This window comes from Arthrobacter sp. Ms25 (genome assembly GCF_059090365.1).
In genome coordinates this window covers 864998-883515 of the sequence record NZ_JBNHFP010000001.1, presented here as the reverse complement: position 1 = coordinate 883515, position 18518 = coordinate 864998, and the positions used below count along the sequence as shown (strand labels likewise).

At 65.1% G+C, this 18518-nt stretch carries 17 protein-coding genes, 1 tRNA gene and 1 other RNA gene; 6 read left to right on the top strand and 13 right to left on the bottom strand.

The features are described from left to right. Position 1 precedes the first annotated feature (1 nt). Positions 2-967 carry a reverse transcriptase-like protein gene (locus AC5RT8_RS04125; protein WP_494094408.1) on the top strand — a complete coding sequence of 322 codons (966 nt, stop codon included), beginning with the start codon at positions 2-4 and terminating at the stop codon, positions 965-967. 26 nt (positions 968-993) lie between these two features. On the opposite strand, the gene AC5RT8_RS04120 is transcribed toward AC5RT8_RS04125, so the two are convergent. Next, positions 994-1764 (bottom strand): YaaA family protein, encoded by a 771-nt coding sequence (locus AC5RT8_RS04120; protein ID WP_494094407.1) that lies wholly within the window; start codon positions 1762-1764, stop codon positions 994-996. A 76-nt stretch (positions 1765-1840) separates the two neighbouring features. Here AC5RT8_RS04120 and rnpB point away from each other — a divergent pair. From rnpB to AC5RT8_RS04105, 3 genes are all read left to right on the top strand, one after another. Further along, positions 1841-2248, top strand: an RNA gene (rnpB, locus tag AC5RT8_RS04115) — RNase P RNA component class A. A gap of 131 nt (positions 2249-2379) precedes the next feature. Further along, positions 2380-3702: an MFS transporter gene (locus AC5RT8_RS04110; protein ID WP_494094406.1), complete on the top strand. Its 1323-nt coding sequence runs from the start codon at positions 2380-2382 to the stop codon at positions 3700-3702. A 110-nt stretch (positions 3703-3812) separates the two neighbouring features. Beyond that, on the top strand, positions 3813-5279 hold the full coding sequence (locus AC5RT8_RS04105; RefSeq protein WP_494094405.1) for a glyceraldehyde-3-phosphate dehydrogenase: 1467 nt from the start codon (positions 3813-3815) through the stop codon (positions 5277-5279). 98 nt (positions 5280-5377) lie between these two features. Here AC5RT8_RS04105 and AC5RT8_RS04100 read toward each other — a convergent pair whose 3' ends face one another. The 7 genes from AC5RT8_RS04100 to AC5RT8_RS04070 all read right to left on the bottom strand — a co-directional run bounded on the left by AC5RT8_RS04100 (position 5378) and on the right by AC5RT8_RS04070 (position 12105). Then, on the bottom strand, positions 5378-5950 hold the full coding sequence (locus AC5RT8_RS04100; protein WP_494094404.1) for a peptide deformylase: 573 nt from the start codon (positions 5948-5950) through the stop codon (positions 5378-5380). Positions 5951-5991: 41 nt separating this feature from the next. Beyond that, entirely contained in the window at positions 5992-7149 is a 1158-nt protein-coding gene (locus AC5RT8_RS04095; RefSeq protein WP_494094403.1) for an acyl-CoA dehydrogenase family protein, read from the bottom strand. A gap of 1427 nt (positions 7150-8576) precedes the next feature. Beyond that, complete coding sequence (locus tag AC5RT8_RS04090; RefSeq protein ID WP_494094402.1) at positions 8577-9545, bottom strand: capsular polysaccharide synthesis protein; 969 nt, start codon at positions 9543-9545, stop codon at positions 8577-8579. A gap of 71 nt (positions 9546-9616) precedes the next feature. Then, positions 9617-10297 carry a hypothetical protein gene (locus AC5RT8_RS04085; RefSeq protein WP_494094401.1) on the bottom strand — a complete coding sequence of 227 codons (681 nt, stop codon included), beginning with the start codon at positions 10295-10297 and terminating at the stop codon, positions 9617-9619. A 372-nt stretch (positions 10298-10669) separates the two neighbouring features. Further along, a tRNA-His gene (locus tag AC5RT8_RS04080) sits at positions 10670-10745 on the bottom strand. A gap of 140 nt (positions 10746-10885) precedes the next feature. Further along, positions 10886-11488, bottom strand: coding sequence for an oligoribonuclease (orn, locus tag AC5RT8_RS04075; protein ID WP_494094400.1), 603 nt, complete (start codon positions 11486-11488; stop codon positions 10886-10888). A gap of 50 nt (positions 11489-11538) precedes the next feature. Next, positions 11539-12105 (bottom strand): hypothetical protein, encoded by a 567-nt coding sequence (locus AC5RT8_RS04070; protein WP_494094399.1) that lies wholly within the window; start codon positions 12103-12105, stop codon positions 11539-11541. 236 nt (positions 12106-12341) lie between these two features. Here AC5RT8_RS04070 and mptB point away from each other — a divergent pair, with 236 nt between their 5' ends. Further along, positions 12342-13886 carry a polyprenol phosphomannose-dependent alpha 1,6 mannosyltransferase MptB gene (gene mptB, locus AC5RT8_RS04065; protein ID WP_494094398.1) on the top strand — a complete coding sequence of 515 codons (1545 nt, stop codon included), beginning with the start codon at positions 12342-12344 and terminating at the stop codon, positions 13884-13886. Here mptB and AC5RT8_RS04060 read toward each other — a convergent pair. Beyond that, on the bottom strand, positions 13849-15114 hold the full coding sequence (locus AC5RT8_RS04060; RefSeq protein ID WP_494094397.1) for a glycosyltransferase family 87 protein: 1266 nt from the start codon (positions 15112-15114) through the stop codon (positions 13849-13851). The genes mptB and AC5RT8_RS04060 overlap by 38 nt on opposite strands. Before the next feature lie 118 nt (positions 15115-15232). Here AC5RT8_RS04060 and AC5RT8_RS04055 point away from each other — a divergent pair, with 118 nt between their 5' ends. Next, positions 15233-15652 (top strand): DUF3224 domain-containing protein, encoded by a 420-nt coding sequence (locus tag AC5RT8_RS04055; protein WP_494094396.1) that lies wholly within the window; start codon positions 15233-15235, stop codon positions 15650-15652. 10 nt (positions 15653-15662) lie between these two features. On the opposite strand, the gene AC5RT8_RS04050 is transcribed toward AC5RT8_RS04055, so the two are convergent. The 4 genes from AC5RT8_RS04050 to AC5RT8_RS04035 form a co-directional block, all read right to left on the bottom strand. Continuing rightward, positions 15663-16400: a M50 family metallopeptidase gene (locus AC5RT8_RS04050; RefSeq protein ID WP_494094395.1), complete on the bottom strand. Its 738-nt coding sequence runs from the start codon at positions 16398-16400 to the stop codon at positions 15663-15665. Between the two features lie 20 nt (positions 16401-16420). Beyond that, positions 16421-17170 carry an anti-sigma factor gene (locus AC5RT8_RS04045; RefSeq protein WP_494094394.1) on the bottom strand — a complete coding sequence of 250 codons (750 nt, stop codon included), beginning with the start codon at positions 17168-17170 and terminating at the stop codon, positions 16421-16423. Continuing rightward, positions 17151-17717: an RNA polymerase sigma factor gene (locus AC5RT8_RS04040; protein ID WP_494094393.1), complete on the bottom strand. Its 567-nt coding sequence runs from the start codon at positions 17715-17717 to the stop codon at positions 17151-17153. Before AC5RT8_RS04040 ends, AC5RT8_RS04045 begins: the two co-directional genes overlap by 20 nt. 68 nt (positions 17718-17785) lie before the next feature. Then, positions 17786-18460 carry a class F sortase gene (locus tag AC5RT8_RS04035; protein ID WP_494094392.1) on the bottom strand — a complete coding sequence of 225 codons (675 nt, stop codon included), beginning with the start codon at positions 18458-18460 and terminating at the stop codon, positions 17786-17788. Positions 18461-18518: the final 58 nt, after the last annotated feature.

Sequence of the window (18518 nt, the reverse complement as noted above, 5' to 3'; positions counted from 1 at the left end):
GGTGACGTTGTTCGACCCGGAGCCTGACTCCGGCGCGGAGCCCCCGCCTGCCCGTTCCGCGGCCCGCGCAGCCCGGCGCACCCTGATCGTGGAGGCGGACGGCGGCTCGCGCGGCAACCCCGGCATTGCGGGCTACGGCGCACTGGTCCGTGACCCCGACACCGGCCGCATCCTGGCCGAGAAGGCCGAATACGTGGGCCGGGTGTCCAATAACGTGGCCGAGTACTCCGGGCTCATCGCTGCCCTGGAACTCGCCCACAGCATCGACCCGGACTGCTGGATCTTGGCCAAGATGGATTCCAAGCTCGTCGTGGAGCAGATGAGCGGCCGCTGGAAGATCAAGCATGCGGATATGCAGAAGCTTGCTGCGAAGGCGCGGTCGGTCGTGAACCCCCAGCGGGTGAAGTACCAGTGGATTCCGCGCGAGCTGAACAAGGACGCGGACCGGCTGTCCAACGAGGCGATGGACGCCGGCACCGCCGGGGTGCCGTGGAAGCCGCGTGCCGGAGCCGACGCCAAGGCAGCCGCCGCGGCGGCAGAGCTCGAAACTGCTGCCCCGGCCGCTGAGGCGGCCGCGCCCACGGGACGGGTGCATCACACAGAAATCTGGGTCAATGACTTCGCTGCGGCGGAGAAATCCCTCGGCTGGCTGCTCGAACGGCTGGGCTATATCCGGAAGGACACCTGGAGCACCGGAGCGAGCTGGCAGGGCGCCGACGGGTACATCGTCCTCGAAGCAGGGCCCGACGTCGAACGGGGTCCGTACTCCCGGAAACGGGCCGGACTGAACCACCTGGCGTTCCGCGCCGGGTCGGAGGCCGACGTCGAACTCCTGGCCCGGCGGGCAGCCAGCCACGGCTGGACGCTCCTGTTCGCGGACCGGCACCCCCATGCAGGGGGAGCGGAGCACTACGCGGCGTACCTGGAAAACGAAGAAGGCTTCGAAGTGGAACTGGTGGCCGGCTAGCTGTCGGCCCAGGGCCGATTCGTGCCCTAGGCCTGCTCCGGCAGGATGATGTTGAGCTGGTACGGCTTCTTCCCGGCGGGAGCCACCAGCTCGGCGTCCCACTTTTCCCGGGCTGCGTCCAGCAGTTCCTGCGGAGTGGCAGGCTCGGCACCCCTGCGGATTAACAGGTGCCGGGCCAGTTCACCGCGGGTGTGCTTGGCGAAGTGCGAGACCACCTTGCGCTGGCCGCCGCGGATCTGGAACACATTGACCGCCGCCGTGCGCTGCGGATCCGGTGTCCACGCCGCCGCATAGGTGCTCGACCGGCAGTCAACCACCAGGTCGCCGCCGGCGTATTCGTCCAGCGGACCCGTCAGGTGCTGCTTCCAAAAGGCGGCAAGGCGTCCGGTTTCCGGCAGCCGCACCGACATGGAAAGCCGATACGCCGGGATCGGGTCCCCGAATCCAAGGGCGCCCCACAGGCCGGAGATCACCAGCACGGCGTCGTCGGCCCGCCGCTGCGCCTGGACCGGAAGCGATGCGTACCCCAGCGCGTCGTACAGCACGCCGGTGTACACCCGGTGGGCCGGCGCGCACGGCTGTGTCTCGAGCACCGTGTTGCGCTGCACTTCCGGGGCCAATGTTGCCCCTACTCCCAGGACCGACAAGGCGTCCGCGCTGCTGCTGGCGTCGGCCAGGGCCTTGAGCACCAGGGACCGCGGTTCGGTCAGCAACGGAAAATGCAGCCGGGACGGGTCCATGACGGGTCCGGACGGAGCAGCGGTTTTTCCTTCAGAGGGAGGAAGCAGAATCAGCACCGGTTAATCCTACGCGAGCGGGCCGGGGGCCTTCCGGTCCGGAAGCTCCCACCGGGACGGTAGAGTTGGGGATGGACGGGTTGGCCAGGCAATCGCGTCGGCGCGGATTCCTTTCGGGGAATCCGCTGCCGCCGAGGAAAGTCCGGGCTCCGCAGGGCAGGGTGGTGGGTAACGCCCACTCGGGGAAACCCGCAGGCCAGTGCCACAGAAAAGAAACCGCCCGCTGCGGCCGCTTTATGCAGCTGCAGCAGGTAAGGGTGAAAAGGCGGTGTAAGAGACCACCAGCGTCCCGGGTGACCGGGACGGCTCGGTAAACCCCACCCGGAGCAAGGCCATACAGGACACGTTTGAGGGCTGCCCGCCCGATGCGTCCGGGTAGGCCGCTTGAGGCCGCCGGCAACGGCGGCCCTAGATGGATGATTGCCGCTCCCGGTCCGGTAACGGTCCGGGCGTACAAAACCCGGCTTATCGGCCAGCCCGTCCACATACTTTCCCCTGGCTGCGGTTTCCCCAGGACAAGGGAACACGCATTCTCCGGTTACGCTTTGGCGCAAATGCGTTTATTCCGGCACGTTGACTGGTTTTATTCGCCCGGTGCTGGGCTAGTCTGTGGCAATGTCCCACACGGAGACGGCCAGGAAGCCCTTGGTTCTGCGCAATGCCAATTTCCGGCGGCTGTGGATTTCTTCAACCGCCGGAATTCTCGGCACTGCCGTCACCAGCGTTGCCTTACCCGTAATAGCGGTAACGGAACTGGACGCCTCAAACTCCATGGTCGCCGTTTTGTCCGGCATGACTTTCCTTCCCTGGCTCCTGTTCGCCCTGCCCATCGGCGTGCTCGTGGACCGGTACCGGCGCCGGCCGCTGATCGTGGTTTCCCTGGCCGTGCGGACGGTGCTGCTGGCCAGCCTGCCGGTCGCGTGGTGGCTGGGGGTCCTGACGCTTGGCCAGTTGTTTGCCGTTTCGTTCGGCGCAGGACTGGCAGCCGTGTTTTTCACCCTTGCGGAGCAGGCACTGGTACCCGCCGCTGTGAACCGGGATGAGCTTGTCGAGGGCAACGGCCTGATGACCGGTTCCGGGGCCCTCGGGGATGCCGGCGGCCGCGCCGCGGGCGGCTGGGTCACCGACGCCTGGGGTGCTTCCAATGCCCTGCTGCTGCAGGTTGCCGCATCCCTAGCGTCCCTGACGGCAATCCTCCGGCTCGATATCACCGAGCCCCGCCCCGACCGTCCGAAGGACCGTCCGGTTTTCCGGGACATGGGGGAGGGGCTGCGCTACACCTTCAGCACAGTGCCGCTGCGCATGCTGCTGATCACCGGAGCGCTCTGGAACCTCGGCGGCAACATCGTGGTGTCGCTCCTGGTGCTCCTGGTGATCCGCTCCCTCGGCGAACACCCCGGCATGCTGGGCCTGCTGACCGCATCCACGGCGGTGGGCGGCACCCTGGGCGGCCTGGCCGCCAAGTGGATCACCGGCCGGCTGGGTTCCGGCCGCGTGTGGCGGTTCTCGATGTTTCCGGTCGTGGCGGGATACGCCACCCTGCTGTTCATCTCGCCGGGCTGGGGCATGGCCGCCGGCTTCATCGGCCTCTTCATCGCGGGTTTTTCCGTTGCCTTGAATATTGTCGTGTCCACCACCTTCCGCCAGCGCGTCTGCCCCCCGCAGATGCTTGGCCGGCTCGGGTCCGCCCAGCGGATGGTGACCTGGGGGATGCTGGCCGTAGCCGCGTTTGCCGCTGGGCTGCTCGTCGAGCTGCTGGGGATCCGGGAAGCCATCCTGATCGGCATCCTGGTGGCGGCCCTGGCCCCGCTGGCCGCCGCCTTCGGTCCGCTGCGCCGGGTCCGCGACCTGGCGGACCTGGAACCCGCCCGCCCTGCAGAGTCGGAGGGAACGGCCGGAAACGCCGCCGAAGCGGGCCGGCCCGCCTCCCGGATGTGACAGATATCTCAGCAATGGTGCTGGTGGGCTGGATGTGTCCTAATACACTGGTAGGGATTACCCCCAACCGGCACAACGCGGTGCCGGCTGAGAGAAGGATGTGAAGTTCTGTGAACTCCAATTCGGATACGTGCCTTGACGCCTGGATGGACCGGGAGGCCCTCGCCGAGGCCATGATCCCGCTGATCGGCAGGCTCTACCGGGAGAACAGCGTGGTGACCTCGGTATACGGGCGTCCGCTCGTCAACAAGTCAGTCATCGATATTCTGAAGGCGCACCGGTTCGCCCGCCAGATCGACGAAACCGAACTGCCGGTGGCGGAAACCTATCCGCTGCTCCTGGCCCTCACGGGACTGGAACTGGGCGCAGCCTCCGTGGACTTGGCCCGGCTGACCAACAAGTACAAGGAACAGGGCGGCGGGGACCTCACCGAGTTCCTGCGCACCGAACTGGCCGACGTCGCCGGTAAGCGCGGAGCGGACGAAAGAACCAGCACCGACGTCGTGCTCTACGGCTTTGGCCGCATCGGACGCCTCCTCGCCAGGATCCTCGTGGAGAAGGCCGGCGGCGGGCAGGGACTGCGGCTGCGTGCCATCGTGGTGCGGAAGGGATCCGAGAACGATCTCGTCAAGCGCGCCAGCCTGCTGCGCCGGGACTCGGTGCACGGCGCCTTCAACGGCACCATCACGGTGGACGAAGAGAACAACACCATCCTCGCCAACGGAACCCTGATCCAGGTCATTTACTCCAACGACCCGGCGACCGTGGATTACACGGCCTACGGCATCAGGGACGCGGTGGTGGTGGACAACACCGGCCGCTGGCGCGATGAGGCAGGCCTGTCCCAGCACCTCGCCGCCAAGGGCGTATCGCGGGTACTGCTGACAGCCCCGGGCAAGGGGAACCTGAAGAACATCGTGCACGGCATCAACCACGGGTCGATCACCGACGAGGACCGAATCATCACGGCGGCCTCCTGCACCACCAACGCCATCACCCCGGTCCTCAAGGTCCTCAACGACAAGTACGGCATTGTGAACGGGCACGTGGAAACGGTGCATTCCTTCACCAATGACCAAAACCTGATCGACAACTTCCACAACGGCGACCGCCGCGGGCGTTCGGCGGCCCTGAACATGGTGATCACCGAAACGGGCGCGGCGAAGGCCGTGGCCAAGGCGCTGCCGGAGCTGGAGGGCAAGCTCAGCGGCAACGCCATCCGCGTTCCCACGCCGGACGTCTCGATGGCCATCCTGAACCTGAACCTGGAGACGGCCGCCACCCGGGACGAGGTCAACACCTTCCTCCGCGAAACCTCGCTGAACTCGCCGCTGCACAAGCAGATTGACTACATTGCTTCACCGGAAGTGGTCTCCAGCGACTTCGTAGGCTCCAAGCGCGCCGGAATCGTGGACGGCCTCGCGACCATCTCCAACGGGAAGAACCTCGTGCTGTACGTCTGGTACGACAACGAATTCGGATACAGCTGCCAGGTGGTCCGGGTCCTGGAAGAGATGGCCCACGTCAATCCGCCGGCCTTCCCCAGGGCCGAGTCGCTGGCTGCCATCACCGGCTAACGGAGCAGCAACGCCGGCAGATAAGCCGGCAGATAGAAGGACCCGCAGGAGCTTCCTGCGGGTCCTTCTATCTGCCCGGGCGCTGATGCTGCCGAGGGTTAGTGGCCGAACGGGTCCGGGTCCACACCGGGCATCCAGGAGTTGCCCGGAACGGTCCAGCCCTGGGCCTTCATCACCTTCCGGGCCTTCCGGCTCCAGCGGTCGGTGAGCCGGTCCACATACAGCTTGCCGTCGAGATGGTCGTACTCGTGCTGCATCACGCGGGCAAACCAGCCGGTCGCCTCGAACTCCACCGGGGCACCGAATTCATCGAAACCGGTCACCTTGGCCCACTCGGCCCGGTTCACCGGGAAATTCTCGCCCGGGACGGAAAGGCAGCCTTCGGAGGTTTCGTCCGGATCCGGATCCGAGCCGGGCACCTTGGAGGTGATCAGGACCGGATTGATGACGACGCCGCGGTCGGGGGCGTCGTCGTCGTTTTCATAGGCGAAGGTAAACAGGCGCAGGCCCACACCGATCTGGGGGGCAGCCAGGCCCACCCCGTTGGCGACGTCCATGGTCTCGAACATGTCGGCGACCAGGGTGCGCAGTTCATCATTGAACTCTTCCACCTCGGCCGCCCTGCGGTGCAGTACGGGTTCTCCATGGATGACGATGGGACGAACGGTCATTGCTGTCTTTCTCTCGTGGGTGGTGGTGCCGGGAACCGGGCTCAGCGGACGATGCCGCGTCCGATGACTTCCCGCATGATTTCGCTGGTGCCGCCGAAGATGGTCAGCAGGCGGGCCGCAAGGAAGGCCTGGGCCACCGGGTATTCCAGGATGTAGCCGTAGCCTCCGTGCAGTTGCAGGCAGCGGTCCGTGATGGACTTCGCCCGTTCGCTGGCCCACAGCTTCGCCTTGGCGGCCGAGACGGCGTCGAGCTTTCCGTCGTTGAAGGCAAGGATGGCGGAGTCGACGTAGGCTTCGGTGACCTCGACCTCGGTGAGGATATCGGCCAGCGCGAAGCGGGTGTTCTGGAAGTCCGCGACGCGCTCCCCGAAGGCGTTGCGGTTTGCGGTGTACTCCACGGTGGCTTCGTAGATCTGCCGGGCGACGGCGGAGGAGGCGACGGCGATGGCGAGCCGGCCCTGGGGGAGCTGGCCCTCGGCGTACTCGAGCCCGCGGCCGACCTCCCCGACCAGGTTCCCGGCGGGGACGTGCACGTCGTCGAAGAACAGTTCGGCGGTGTCGGAGGCCTTCAAGCCCATCTTGTCCAGCTGGCGGCCGGTGCTGTAGCCCTCGGTCTTTTCCACCATGAACATGCTGAAGGAGTCCCGGGCGCCGCGTCCGGTGCCGCCGTCGGTGCGGGCCAGGACCAGCGAGGCGTCACCGCTGATGCCGTTGCCGATAAAGGTTTTCTGGCCGCTGAGTCGCCAGTCGCCGTCGTCGGTCCGGACCGCCTTGGTGCGGATGCCGCGCAGGTCGCTGCCGGCTCCCGGCTCGGTCCACGCCACAGAGGTGACCAGATCTCCGGAGACCATGCCCGGCAGCCAGCGTTCCTTGAGCTCGTCGGAGCCGTAGGCCAGCAGGTGGGGGAGGACCAGGTCGTCATGCAGGTGGAAGGCCAGGCCGACGGCGAGGTGGTTGGTGTGGGCGAATTCCTCATCCATCACCGCGCGGAATCGGTAGTCCGGCATGCCGGCGCCGCCGAACTCCTCGGGGACGGCCAGGCCGAGCAGGCCCTGCTCTCCGGCGGCCTTCCAGAGCCGGCGCGGCATCATGTGCGCAGCGTCCCACTCGGCATAGCCCGGGGCCACCTCGCGGGCGTCGAATTCCCGAACGACGTCCCGGAACAGCTCATGGTCCTCTTCGAACAGTCTGCGCTCCAAGGCGGCGCCTCCTCATTGATAAGCCACGCATAGGCGGGAATGGTGCTGACCGGGCCGAAACCCGCGGCGCCGCGGAAACGCACGCCGCTTACAGTGAAACACAAACAACAAAGGCCGCCCCGGAAACATCCGAGGCGGCCTTTCGAAGCTGGAACCGCCAGCCTCATTGGGGTGAGTAACGGGGGTTGAACCAGACGCTCACTACCCCTGAAAGCCCCGGAATCTAGCGGGATTCGGTGGATCTTTCGGAACTTGGTTGTTGTGTTAGGTGCTTCTAAATCTGGCTAAAACACTACCATGGTTGCACTTGGCGTGCATTTGCGCTCCCCCTCCTTGGTCCTGTTGAGGACCCAACCTGATCACGGCCGGCCCTGGCTATAGGCTGAGCCTTCCAGGTTGGAATGGGGGATTCGATGGGTAAACGGTCAGACGCACTCGACGACGACGTTGTCGTTCACTACATGAGAGAAATCCAAGTTCAGCGCACAGCGCTCATGCTGGCAGTTCAGACTTATAACGCCGCGATTCAAGGGGCGCAAGGAGCAGCCGTCGTGATTGGAGCAGCTCACGCCGCTGTGACCGCAGGTGCGGCTATTGGCCAGTTGCTGTGGCCCAACCCTGCCAGCAAGGATCGTAACGGTGATCCCTTGACGGGGGAGGCTGAAACTAGGCGAAAATGGACCATAGCCCGTGGTCGCACTCTGCGATCCCTCCTCGGTCCGGTGGACATGAATACGTCTCCGCTGGGTCGAAGGAAAGTCCGGAACGCCTTCGCCCACTTTGACGAGTATCTGGATGGGTTCCTCTACGAGATCAGTACGGGAGTCCGGCCATCGGTCGTTGTAGATATGAATGTTGGGCCATCCGGTTCCATAGTCATCAATGGTCACGCTCCGACCCATCTACGCTTCGTAGACAATCACACCCATGAGGTTCGCGTTCTAGACGGAGGTCTATTGCTCCAAGACCTGGTTTCGGAAGCAGAGCGCATCGCTTCTCAAGCGGACGAATGGCTAAGACGCTATCAAGCTCCGGTGAACGAAAACTGAGTACCTAGCGCAGCAAGTCATGGGATCTACCCATCTGCTTTCGTCCCGGTGGATCCGGCGGACGGCGCTCGCCGGCACCCACTCGTCGGTGACCACGCCTTCAGGCTCGGCGTAGAACCGTACCCGCTCCCGGGTCCAGGCCATGGCTTTTCCGTCGCGCACCGTCCCGTCGTGCCACGTCACCCGGACGTACAGCTCTCGCCGGTAGGGGGCATGCACGACGTCGGCGGGATCAGGGATCCAGCGTGCAGGCTCCGGGTGAACGTGTCGGGACGCGTCCATGACATCAACTTTATTCACCCGAGGATGATGTCAGGCGGCGGTGACTTAACGACGAAACCGCCCCCACCCGGTGAAGGGTGAGGGCGGTTCCTGCACCTAAACCAACTGCGCGGCGCCGTCGATTATTGCCTGCTGGACGGAAGTGGCTGTGACTAGTTCCGGCTTGTTCTTGTGGGTGAGTTTGTGCACGAAGCTTCCCTGGAGTAAGGCGTGGAGGTCCACCTCCGATACTTCCTTCAGCAAGGCCCGATTGATCGCACGAGGGTCGGCGTTTACTGCTGTCGTCTTATCCCACAGCTTCCCGAACCGGTCATCAAGCCGGGTGAGGTACATGAACATCTGATGCATGAAGAAGTAGGTGATCGGCTTGTCATAGACCCCGTAGTACAGGCGCAGCGCATCCCGAATCATGCAGGTCACATAGTTTCCGGGGGTACTCGCAAGGAACCAGTTCGAGATAAGCCCCGGCTTTCCCTTGCTGAATGCAAAGAAGCCGGAACCACGGACAAGCTCCGGGTAGATAGTCAGCATGCGTTCTGACGGAAGGCACGTCGAGTCCAGCCAGACGCCACCATGCTTGGCGAGAAGTTCGACCCGTAGCACATCGGAAAAGTGCGCTCGGTTGGTGTGCATGAGATTCATTACCACTGGCGAAAGCTCAACCCAGTCGTGCATGTTCTGGTTGTCCAGAAACACAATCTCATCAGGGCCATGCAAACGGGCCGCCTGCTCATAACATGCCCGGACAATGGGTGGGGCGGAGCTGAAACCCTGACCCCAGTACATGAAAGTCAACGGCTCCGAGCCTGGTAGCCTTTTGGCTGCTTTTGCTTCCGTGTAGGCTTTCCGCGACATGTCTTCAACGCGGATCGCCAGAAGCGAATAAAGGGCGCGCCGCTCCCGGAATTGACCCGGGGACTCTTCCAGTAAGTCCCAATCAGCTTGTGATGCCCTTGGGTCCAATATGAGACCCTGGCGGTAGAAGTCCGCGGCTGCTTTCTTGTCGCCTGCACGCTCGGCAAGCGTACCCTCACGTAGCAGTCGTCTGGCTTCTACTGTTTTCATGTCAACCAATGGGCCCCCTGACGTCCTCGGTTAATCCGTTCACCATACATCAGGGGGCGCCATTGCCAGCGTCAATCAATAAGCCAGGAAAAGGCGAACGGATACCAATTGGCCTCAGTCGGCGCGGTCAGGGTGCTATAGGAGACGAGGATGTCTCCATTGGGGCGCACTTTCCATGCCGCGAAACTCTTGGTATTCGATTTTTGCATAGGCAATTCGAGTTGCCTGCTCGGCCCGAAGCCAGGGGCTGACATCACCAGGGTGTCCGCAGGTGCTCCCGGGATTCCCTTTATCCCCCCGTCAAGATACACGCGGTTGCCGATCCGCCTAATTCGAGGGGCGGTGGCCTCTCCGCTATATGAGGAGATGCCCGGGCTGAGGGTGGGGGCGACCCATCCAGTGTCATAGTTCATCGGGATGGCTGTCGGCGTAACGAGCCGGCCACCCAATTCGTTATGCGACATGATGCAGAACGTGTAGTCCGTAGTGTTGTTGTCAACGATGTGTCCAGTGAGGAGCTTGCCGTTGTAGACAGCAGCACCTTCGGACTCATGGCGATAGGAATCAACATTCTTGATTGTCCCCGGGGCGCCATCGTTTAGTGCTCGGGCGAAGTCGGCCTTGGAGGACTGGAAGGCAGTCTGCAGCTTTCCGGTGTGGGTATATACGGAAATGTAGATGTTCCCCTTGCCGGCCCCGTAGCTGAAGATTATGTTGCCTGCATTCACAGTGAATGACTGCACCTTCTCCATGGTGTTCCGGACCTCAAGGTTGATGGTTTCCGTGAGGGCCGGGGCGCCTTGCTGAATGGATCGCCATGACCATACGAAAACTCGGTCATGACTTCGGAGCGCTGCTTCACGTTCAGGATCTTGAGGGCGACGTTGTGCCCAGGCGGTCGATGATCTGCGCGATGCGCTCGGCGCCGTCCCGGTTCTTCAGTGTGGGGTGAAGGCAAATTTTCCGTTTTCGTCGTAATCGCCGACACGGTAGGACTCACCGTTCTTGCCCTTGCGGGTCTGGATGGTTGCCTCACATGCTCTGATGTTGCGTCAGATGCTACCAAGTACCACCACCAAAACGACTGTGGGACGCCGTCTCCGGCGTCCCACAAGGCGTTTCTCTGGGGTGAGTAACGGGGGTTGAACCCGCGACCTCCTGGACCACAACCAGGCGCTCTGCCAACTGAGCTATACCCACCATGTGCCTCAAACGTTCATCCGCGAAGTCCAGGCGAGTGGTCTTGCGGACTCATTTATCTGAGGCAGCGGAATCAAGCTTACACGGTTTTTGGAGTGCTTTTGACACATCCGGTCCCGGGTAGGGTTTTTGTGACCGACCTAACTCGAAATCCCGGCCGCAATCTTCTTGGCGGTGGCGGAATCCGGCCCCGGTGCGGGGACGAACACGGCTTCGCGGTAATAGCGCAGCTCGTTGATGGAGTCGCGGATGTCACCGAGGGCACGGTGGCCGCCGCTCTTGGCCGGAGCCTGGAAATAGGCCCTGGGGTACCAGCGGCGGGCCAGTTCCTTGATGGTGGACACGTCGATGATGCGGTAGTGCAGGTAGTCGATGACCTCGGGCATGTCGCGGGCCAGGAACATCTTGTCCGTCCCGACGGAGTTGCCGGCGAGCTGCGCCTTCTTGGGCTCAGGCACCCACGTGGTGATGTATTCGATGACGGCGGCCTCGGCCTCGGCCATCGTGATGCCGTTGGGCAGCTCATCCAGGAGCTTGGAGGTGGTGTGCATCTGGCGCACGAAATCCCCCATCTGGGCCAGCGAGGCCTCATCCGGTTTGATGACCACGTCTACGCCGTCGCCGAGGATGTTCAGCTCGGAGTCCGTGACGAGGACAGCCACTTCGATCAGGGCGTCGTTCTTGATGTCCAGGCCGGTCATTTCGCAGTCGATCCAGACCATACGTTCATTTGTTATTGGCACTTCTCCAATGTACCGCTTTCACCGGACCCGTCTCCGGGGGCCGGGGAGAGCTAGAGGCTGGAGTGGCTGCGCTGGCGCCGGTCGGGAAGGTCGTTGTCGGCCGTGGCATAACTGGCCGGAACGCCTGTCCGGTAGGGCTGCAGGGGGATCTGTCCCGTCTCGGGCGGTCCGAAGGTGCGGGTCCAGCGGCTGGGTTCGGCGGGCATTTCATGGAAGACCGGCGCGGCAGCGGCGCGGCGCCCGTGGGGTTCGTGGTGGCTGCCGGCCGCGGCAGGGGAAGCGGCAGCACGCGGGGCAGGATCCTGCGCGGACCGGCCGGGGGAGGACGCCGCGGGTGCCGCGGAGGCCGCCGTCGGCCTGCCGCCGACCGGATCCGCGGCATGGGGAAGGCGCGGGGGTGCGAAGAGCCAGCTCAGCCCAAAAGCCAGGAACAGCAGAACCGAACCTGCCACTGCCGGGCCCCGCGGCACCTCCGCCCACACCATGGCGCCGGCCGCAACCGCGGTGAGGAAAACACCCCAGCCCAGCAGTTCCGGACTGCGTCCCGGCCGCCTTAGTGCTTCCAGTGTCCCTACGGGTGTGCTTGTCTTTGTTGCCCGGTGGCGCCCCACAGCCATTACCGCCTTGCCTCTTGTGTCCCGACTGAAACTTCAGTGTATGCGACCGTGGTTCACCTCACAGGACCGGCAGCGGCCGCGCCGGTTGCGCCCGGGATGCCTGCAGGCCTCGATGCTAATATCAGCCTGTTACGGTACCGGGCATTCTTGTGTCCGCATCTCGCAGCCGGTACCCGACCCTGACTGCCGACAGGCCCGCAGGACAAAGCGTTAAATCAGAGATTGGAACCACGCAGATGACCGCCCAGGTCCCCGCGACCGAGCCTTCGTCTCCGGGCTCGGAGACAGTGAAAGCCGACCGCCCCAACACCGCGATCCTGCAGGGGTTCATAGGTTCCCTCCTGATGCTCGTAGGCTCCCTCGGCGTCGGCTGGCTGTCGCTTGACTCCGCCAATCTGCGGAGCATCCCGCTGATCATCTGGATGCGCTACGACGAGCCCGTCGGCGCCGTCGCCGCCGTCCTCATGCTGGCCACGGGCGGCATGCTCCTGGTGCGGTCCTGGCTCCGGCTGGGCCAGCGGATGAAGGGCAGCTGGGGTCCGGAGTCCCGGCCCGTGATCCTGCGGGCGGTGATCGCCTGGTCGGCTCCCATGTGCTTTACCCTGCCGCTGTTCAGCCGCGATGTCTTTGCCTACATTGCCCAGGGCCTGGTCATGGTCAGCGGACTGAACCCGTACAAGGACGGCTACTCGCAGATCTCCAACTACCTGCAGCTGGGCGCGGACGATCTCTGGGCGCAGAGTCCCACCCCGTACGGTCCTGTCTTCCTCTGGATCGAGGAACTGATTGTGCGGATAACCGGAGGCCAGCCGGAATTCTCCATCCTGCTGTTCCGCCTGGTGGCCCTGGCCGGCGTCGCCCTGTGCGTGTACTACGTGCCGAAGCTGGCTGAACTGCACGGCATCAACCCGAACCGCGCCCTCTGGCTGACCGCAGCGAACCCGCTGTTCCTGGTCAACTTCATTGCCGCGGTCCACAATGACTCCCTCATGATCGGCCTCGCCCTGGCCGGGCTGTACCTGACCGCAACCAACCGCGCACTGGCCGGCATCCTGCTGGTGACCCTCTCAATCGGCATCAAGCCGATCACCATTATTTTCCTTCCGTTCATCGGCCTGCTCTGGGCCGGAAAGAACGCGTCGTGGCGGCGGAAGTTCGCCTACTGGTTCATGACGGCGGGCATATCCCTGGGCCTGCTCTGGATCATGGGCCTGATCAACGGCTTCGGTTTCGGCTGGGTGGGCGCGCTGAGCACGCCCGGCAGCGTCTGGATCTGGTACGCACCGGTGGGCTTTGCCGGCATGCTGGTGGCCACGCTGGGCAACGCCCTGGGCCTGCCGGGCTGGACATTGGCCGATATCGTCCACACGATAGGACGCCTGGCCTCCGTGGCGATCGTGCTGTGGCAGATGTTCGTGGGCCAGCACAGCCGCCTGATCCGGCGGCTGGCCCTGGCCTTCGCCGCCATCGTGATGCTGGCGCCGATGATCCAGTCCTGGTACGTCGTATGGCTCATTCCGCTGTTTGCGGTTACCGGACTGCGGGATGACTGGCAGGCCAAGACGCTGTACCTGTTCGTCTCGTTCTTCATGGTCTACGCCATCAGCGACCAGCTGGATATCTGGCCCTACTTCGACTTTAGCCTCAGCGCGGCCCGCCAGATTGCCGCGGTCATTGCACTGGGCTTCGCCCTCTACCTGATTTTCCTGGACCCGAAGACCAAGGTGCTGTTCCGCAAGAAGCTTACGGAGCCGGCTCCGGGCGAACTGCGGGTGCACTGACCCTGTCGCCGCCTGCCCGGGTCAGGTGAATGACCCGGGCCAGCGACCAGCCGAAAAGCACCAGCAGCAGGATGTTGCGGAGCGTCAGAAGCAGGGCTACGGCAATGTTCAGGTCGTCGTACAGTGCGGAGTAGAACATCGGGTAGACCAGGGTGGTCAGCGCGGCAATGGCCGGCATGAGGATCCCGGGTACCTTCCAGGCCTTGCCTTCCCATGCCAGTCCGACGGCGGTCACGGCGCCGAGCCAGAGCATGAACTGCGGCGATCCGACCTTGTTGAACACAATGAACGCGCTGACCAGTGCCAGCGATCCGGAAATCAGCAGGGCCCGGGCATCGGCGCCGCGGCGCAGCGCCCAGATGAGCAGCCCGACGACGGCGAGGGCCGCCACTGCCAGCAGCGGCGTCATCAGTGCGGCGACGGGCTCGCCCAGGGCACCGCGGACCTCCCGCGTGTTGATGACCTTGTCTTCGAAGATGTGCGCATCCGAGGAGCCAAGGATCGCCTGCCACAGTCCCGGCGTCGTGAAAGGCGCCTCCATCTGCATCCCGCGCGCGCCCTGTTCGCCGACGAAACTCAGCAGGTAGCTGATGCCCCCGGACAGTGCCACGGCAACGGCAATCACCGCCGACACTGCGGCGCCGGTGGCCAGAAGAGTGAGGCGTTTTTTCCAGGCAACGAGTACAGCGAGGATGACCGCGGCGGGCCAGACCTTGATCCAGGTGGCCAGGGACAGCAGCGCAGACGCGAGCACGGGACGGGTGGCCAGGAACAGCAGTCCCACGATCACCAGGGGAGCGGTCAGCCCGTCAATACGTCCCACGGCAACCGGGCCGAGCAGCGCCGTGACCGCCAGCCACCAGTACGCGGCGGCGATGCCCGTGGTGCCGGCACGCCGTGCCAGGACCGCCACGCCGGCCGCGTTCAAACCCGCAAAGAGGAGGAACCAGGTGAACTGGTAGGCGCCGTAGCCGAAGACCGTAGCCAGGAGCATGGGGGCGAGGGCTGCGATCGGATAGACCCAGCCGGTGTCGATTCCGACCCAGTGGCCGTCCTGGACTCCTTCGAACGCCCACTGCCGATAGAGGTTCACGTCGCTGAGGACATCGCCGTTCAGGATCCGCGTCGCCAAGGCGGCGAGGAAGCCCAGATGGACTACGGCAAAGACCGTCCAGAGGGCGGCGGGGCGGAGCAGCTGCGGCTGCAGGGATGCCGGTTTCCGGGTCATGCGAGGGTGGTGCTCCTTAGGTAAATCCGTTGCCGTGCCGCGTCCGTGCACAGCGATAAGGCTACCCAAGCGCGGCCCCCGGCATGCAATCCGCCGGCGGACACGGGATACTGGAGGAATGACCGACCTAACTGAAGAAGTGATTGTGGCGGATTTCGACGTTTCGGAGTGGGAACCCACCCCGTACCAGGTGGAAGGAACCAACAGCGAACTCTCCACGGTCCGGGCGGTAAAAATCTATGAGGGCGACATCACCGGAACGTCCGTCGCGGACCTCATCATGGCCGGCAATTCCGTGGGCGCCGGGTACGTTGGCTCCGAGGTCTTTGCAGGGACCATCGCGGGCCGCTCCGGAACCATGGTGATCCAGCACTGGGGGCTGGCGGAGGGAACCGCCACGGCCAGTTCCGGGCACATCATCCCCGGCTCCGGCACCGATGACCTCGCCGGCATCTCCGGCAAGGCCATCTACACGCAGGAAGCGGACGGCCAGCACCGGCTCGAACTGCGGGTCACCTTCCCCGTTCCCCAGGTGTAGCTTTTCGGAACTAGCCCCCGAGCACGGCGGACACCGACGCCGCCAGTGCGGCGGCTATCACCAGGGCAAACGCCGCCAGCCACAGTGCTGCAGGGATCCCGGTGCGCCGGGAGAGGATATAGGCGTCGGAGCTTTCCAGGTTCCGGCGCCGGCGCAGGTGGACGCTCAGCAGATTGAACCAGTCGCGGACGGCCCCGACGAGGAGTGCGATGCCCGTGCACATGGCCACATACCCGGCGGCGCCCGGGTCGGCGAACCAGACCAGCAGCACCGCGATTCCCGCGCAGCCGAACGCAATGACAAACCCCTGGCCGTTCCGGATGAACAGCAGCGCCGCGAGCAGCACCAGGGCGCTGAGGGAAAGCGCCGCGCCGGACCAGCCGCCCAGCGCCGCCAGCACCAGGACGGCGCCCACCACGGCCGGCACCGGGTAGCCCCAGAAACCGGCCCACGCTGCCGGGAAACCGCCCCGGCCCAGGGAGCGCATGTCTCCGGAATGGTCAAAGCGCAGCCGGATTCCCTTCACGGCCTGTCCGGTTGTCAGGGCCGCGAAGGCATGGCCGAGTTCGTGCACAAACGTGACGAACAACCCGAACCAGCGCCACGTTGCCCGGGGAATGCTGAGCAGTGCGGCGGCGCCGGCAATCAGCAGCAGCACCCCCGGCCCGGGCTCCAGCCCCGGAACACGGTCGAAGCCCGCCAGGACCCGGGACCACCATTCGGCGGCGATTTCCTGCGGTTCAGCCACGGACGGCCGCCGGCGGGGCGTTAGAGGTCGAGGACACCGCGCAGGATGGAATCCCCGGAATGGGTGGGATTGCCGTCAAATGGCTCGTCCGAGATATCAACAATGGGGTACTCATCGAGGTTCAGGTTAGCCGGAATGGTGAACCGGCCTTCCGTGCCCTCCATGGTTCCGAGGCTGACCATGCGCTGTACGTCGGGGGCAATCAGCCAGACCTCGCGGAATCCCCGGGCATCGGATCCGCTCGCCGTGACGACCAGTTCACGGGCGCCGTCGGAACGCTGGTCCACCTCGGCCCGCCCCGTTTCGGTGTAAGCGGGCAAGGGGTCCAGCTCCACCGCGGCGATCACTTCGCTGCGGTCGGCCAGGATTCGCGAGATGCCCCACGTTCCCGCGGCGGCCAGGACCACGGCGGCGGCGGCAGCACCGAGGATCTGCGGGAGCCGGCGTCGTGCCCGCCGCTTCCGGGCGGCCTCCAGCGGAACGACGGCGGTCTGTCCGGTCTCCGTTGAGTCGAGGGGATCGGCTGGGTCGAAGGGATCGGCGCGGACGGCATCACTGAGTTCGAGCCGGGCGTGGATGGAGTCCCACACCGACGACGGCGGCCGCGGCAGGTCCCCGGGTTCGGCGGAAGCCCTTCCGGCGGTAACCACGCGCCGCAGTGCGGTGACCTCGTCGGCGCATGCGCTGCAGTGCGCGAGATGGGCCGCGTCCTCGGGCCCGGCTTCGCCCAGGGCGCACAGGGCCAGCGTCTCAGGTGGCAGATGCTGCATCGCTGACCTCCAATCGCTGCCGGAGCTGGACAAGGCTTCTTCGTATGTGGCTCTTTACGGTGCCCAACGGCAATTTCAGTGTTTCCGATATCTGCTGATGTGTAAGGTCTTCGTGGAACGCGAGCCGGAGGATGGAACCCTGCGGTTCCCCGAGCCGGTTGAGTTCGGCCTCAAGCACCACGCGGTCGGCCACCCCGTCGGGGTCAGGACCCGCGGGTCCCGCCGTGCTCCTGCCGGGCTCGGGACTTTCCACCAGGGTCTCCGCCGCCCGGACGCTCGCCGTGGCCATGCCCGAGGCCACGTTCCGCCCGATCCCCACCAGCCAGGCGGCGAGGGTGGAGCGGTCCGGCACGTAACTGCCCCGGTATTTCCAGGCCCGGATGAATACTTCCTGCACGGCGTCGTCCGCCGCACCCTGGTCGAGCAGCCGGCGGAACGCCAGGGCACGGATCAGGGGCGAGAAGCGGCGGTAGGCCTCCGCCAGCGCCGCCTCGTCCCCGGCCGCGAAGGCACGGTCCATGGCGGCGTCGCGTTCTGAGGCGCCCATGGGCATCAGTGCCGTTCTCCTGCCGTCGGGGCTGCATCCGGTCTGCGGCAGCTCTGAAGGAGTTGCCACTATGGTACGGGCACGGCGGTGAGCACAACGTTGTCTTCATAATCACCGACCGAGTCCAGCCATCTACCGCCGCACGTTACCAGTTCCAGCCGCGGAGCGCCGTCGCGGGCGAAGAGATCGAAATCGGCGAGTGAGGCCTTGGGGATGTTCTGCACCCTCTCGGTGGTGTAGCGGACCGTGGTTCCGTCGCTGCGGGTTACGGTGACGGGAGTGCCGGAAGGGACATCGTCCAGCCCTGCGATGGGAAGTTCCTCGGTGCGGGAGTCCACATGGGCCGCCAGCACTGCAGCTCCCCGGGACGAGCCGGGGGCGGGCCCGTAGCGGTACCAGCCGGCTTGGTAGTGGTTGTCCGGCAGCGTCATGGCACCGTTTTCTTCCTGGCCCACCGGAATCACCTCCAATTCGATGCCGGTACCTTCCACGCTCACCCGCACGGGATCCGGAACGGCTTCGGCGGGCGTGGGCACCGCCGGCCGCACGGGGATGCCGGTGGCGGGAATGGTCGGTTCCGCCGTCGACGCCGGCGCCGGGGCTTCGGTCGACGGCGGTGCCGTCGAAACGGCGGGGGCGGGGGCGACGGCGTCGGGGGCACCGCTGCAGGCCGCCGTGCCGGTCAGGACGGCAGCGGAGAGGCAGGCTGCTGCCGTGAATCGCCGCAGGGGAACAACGGACATGGATGGAACCTCCGGAAAAAAGGGGAACCCCGGTGCTGCGGTGCGGAAAGGGGGGTGC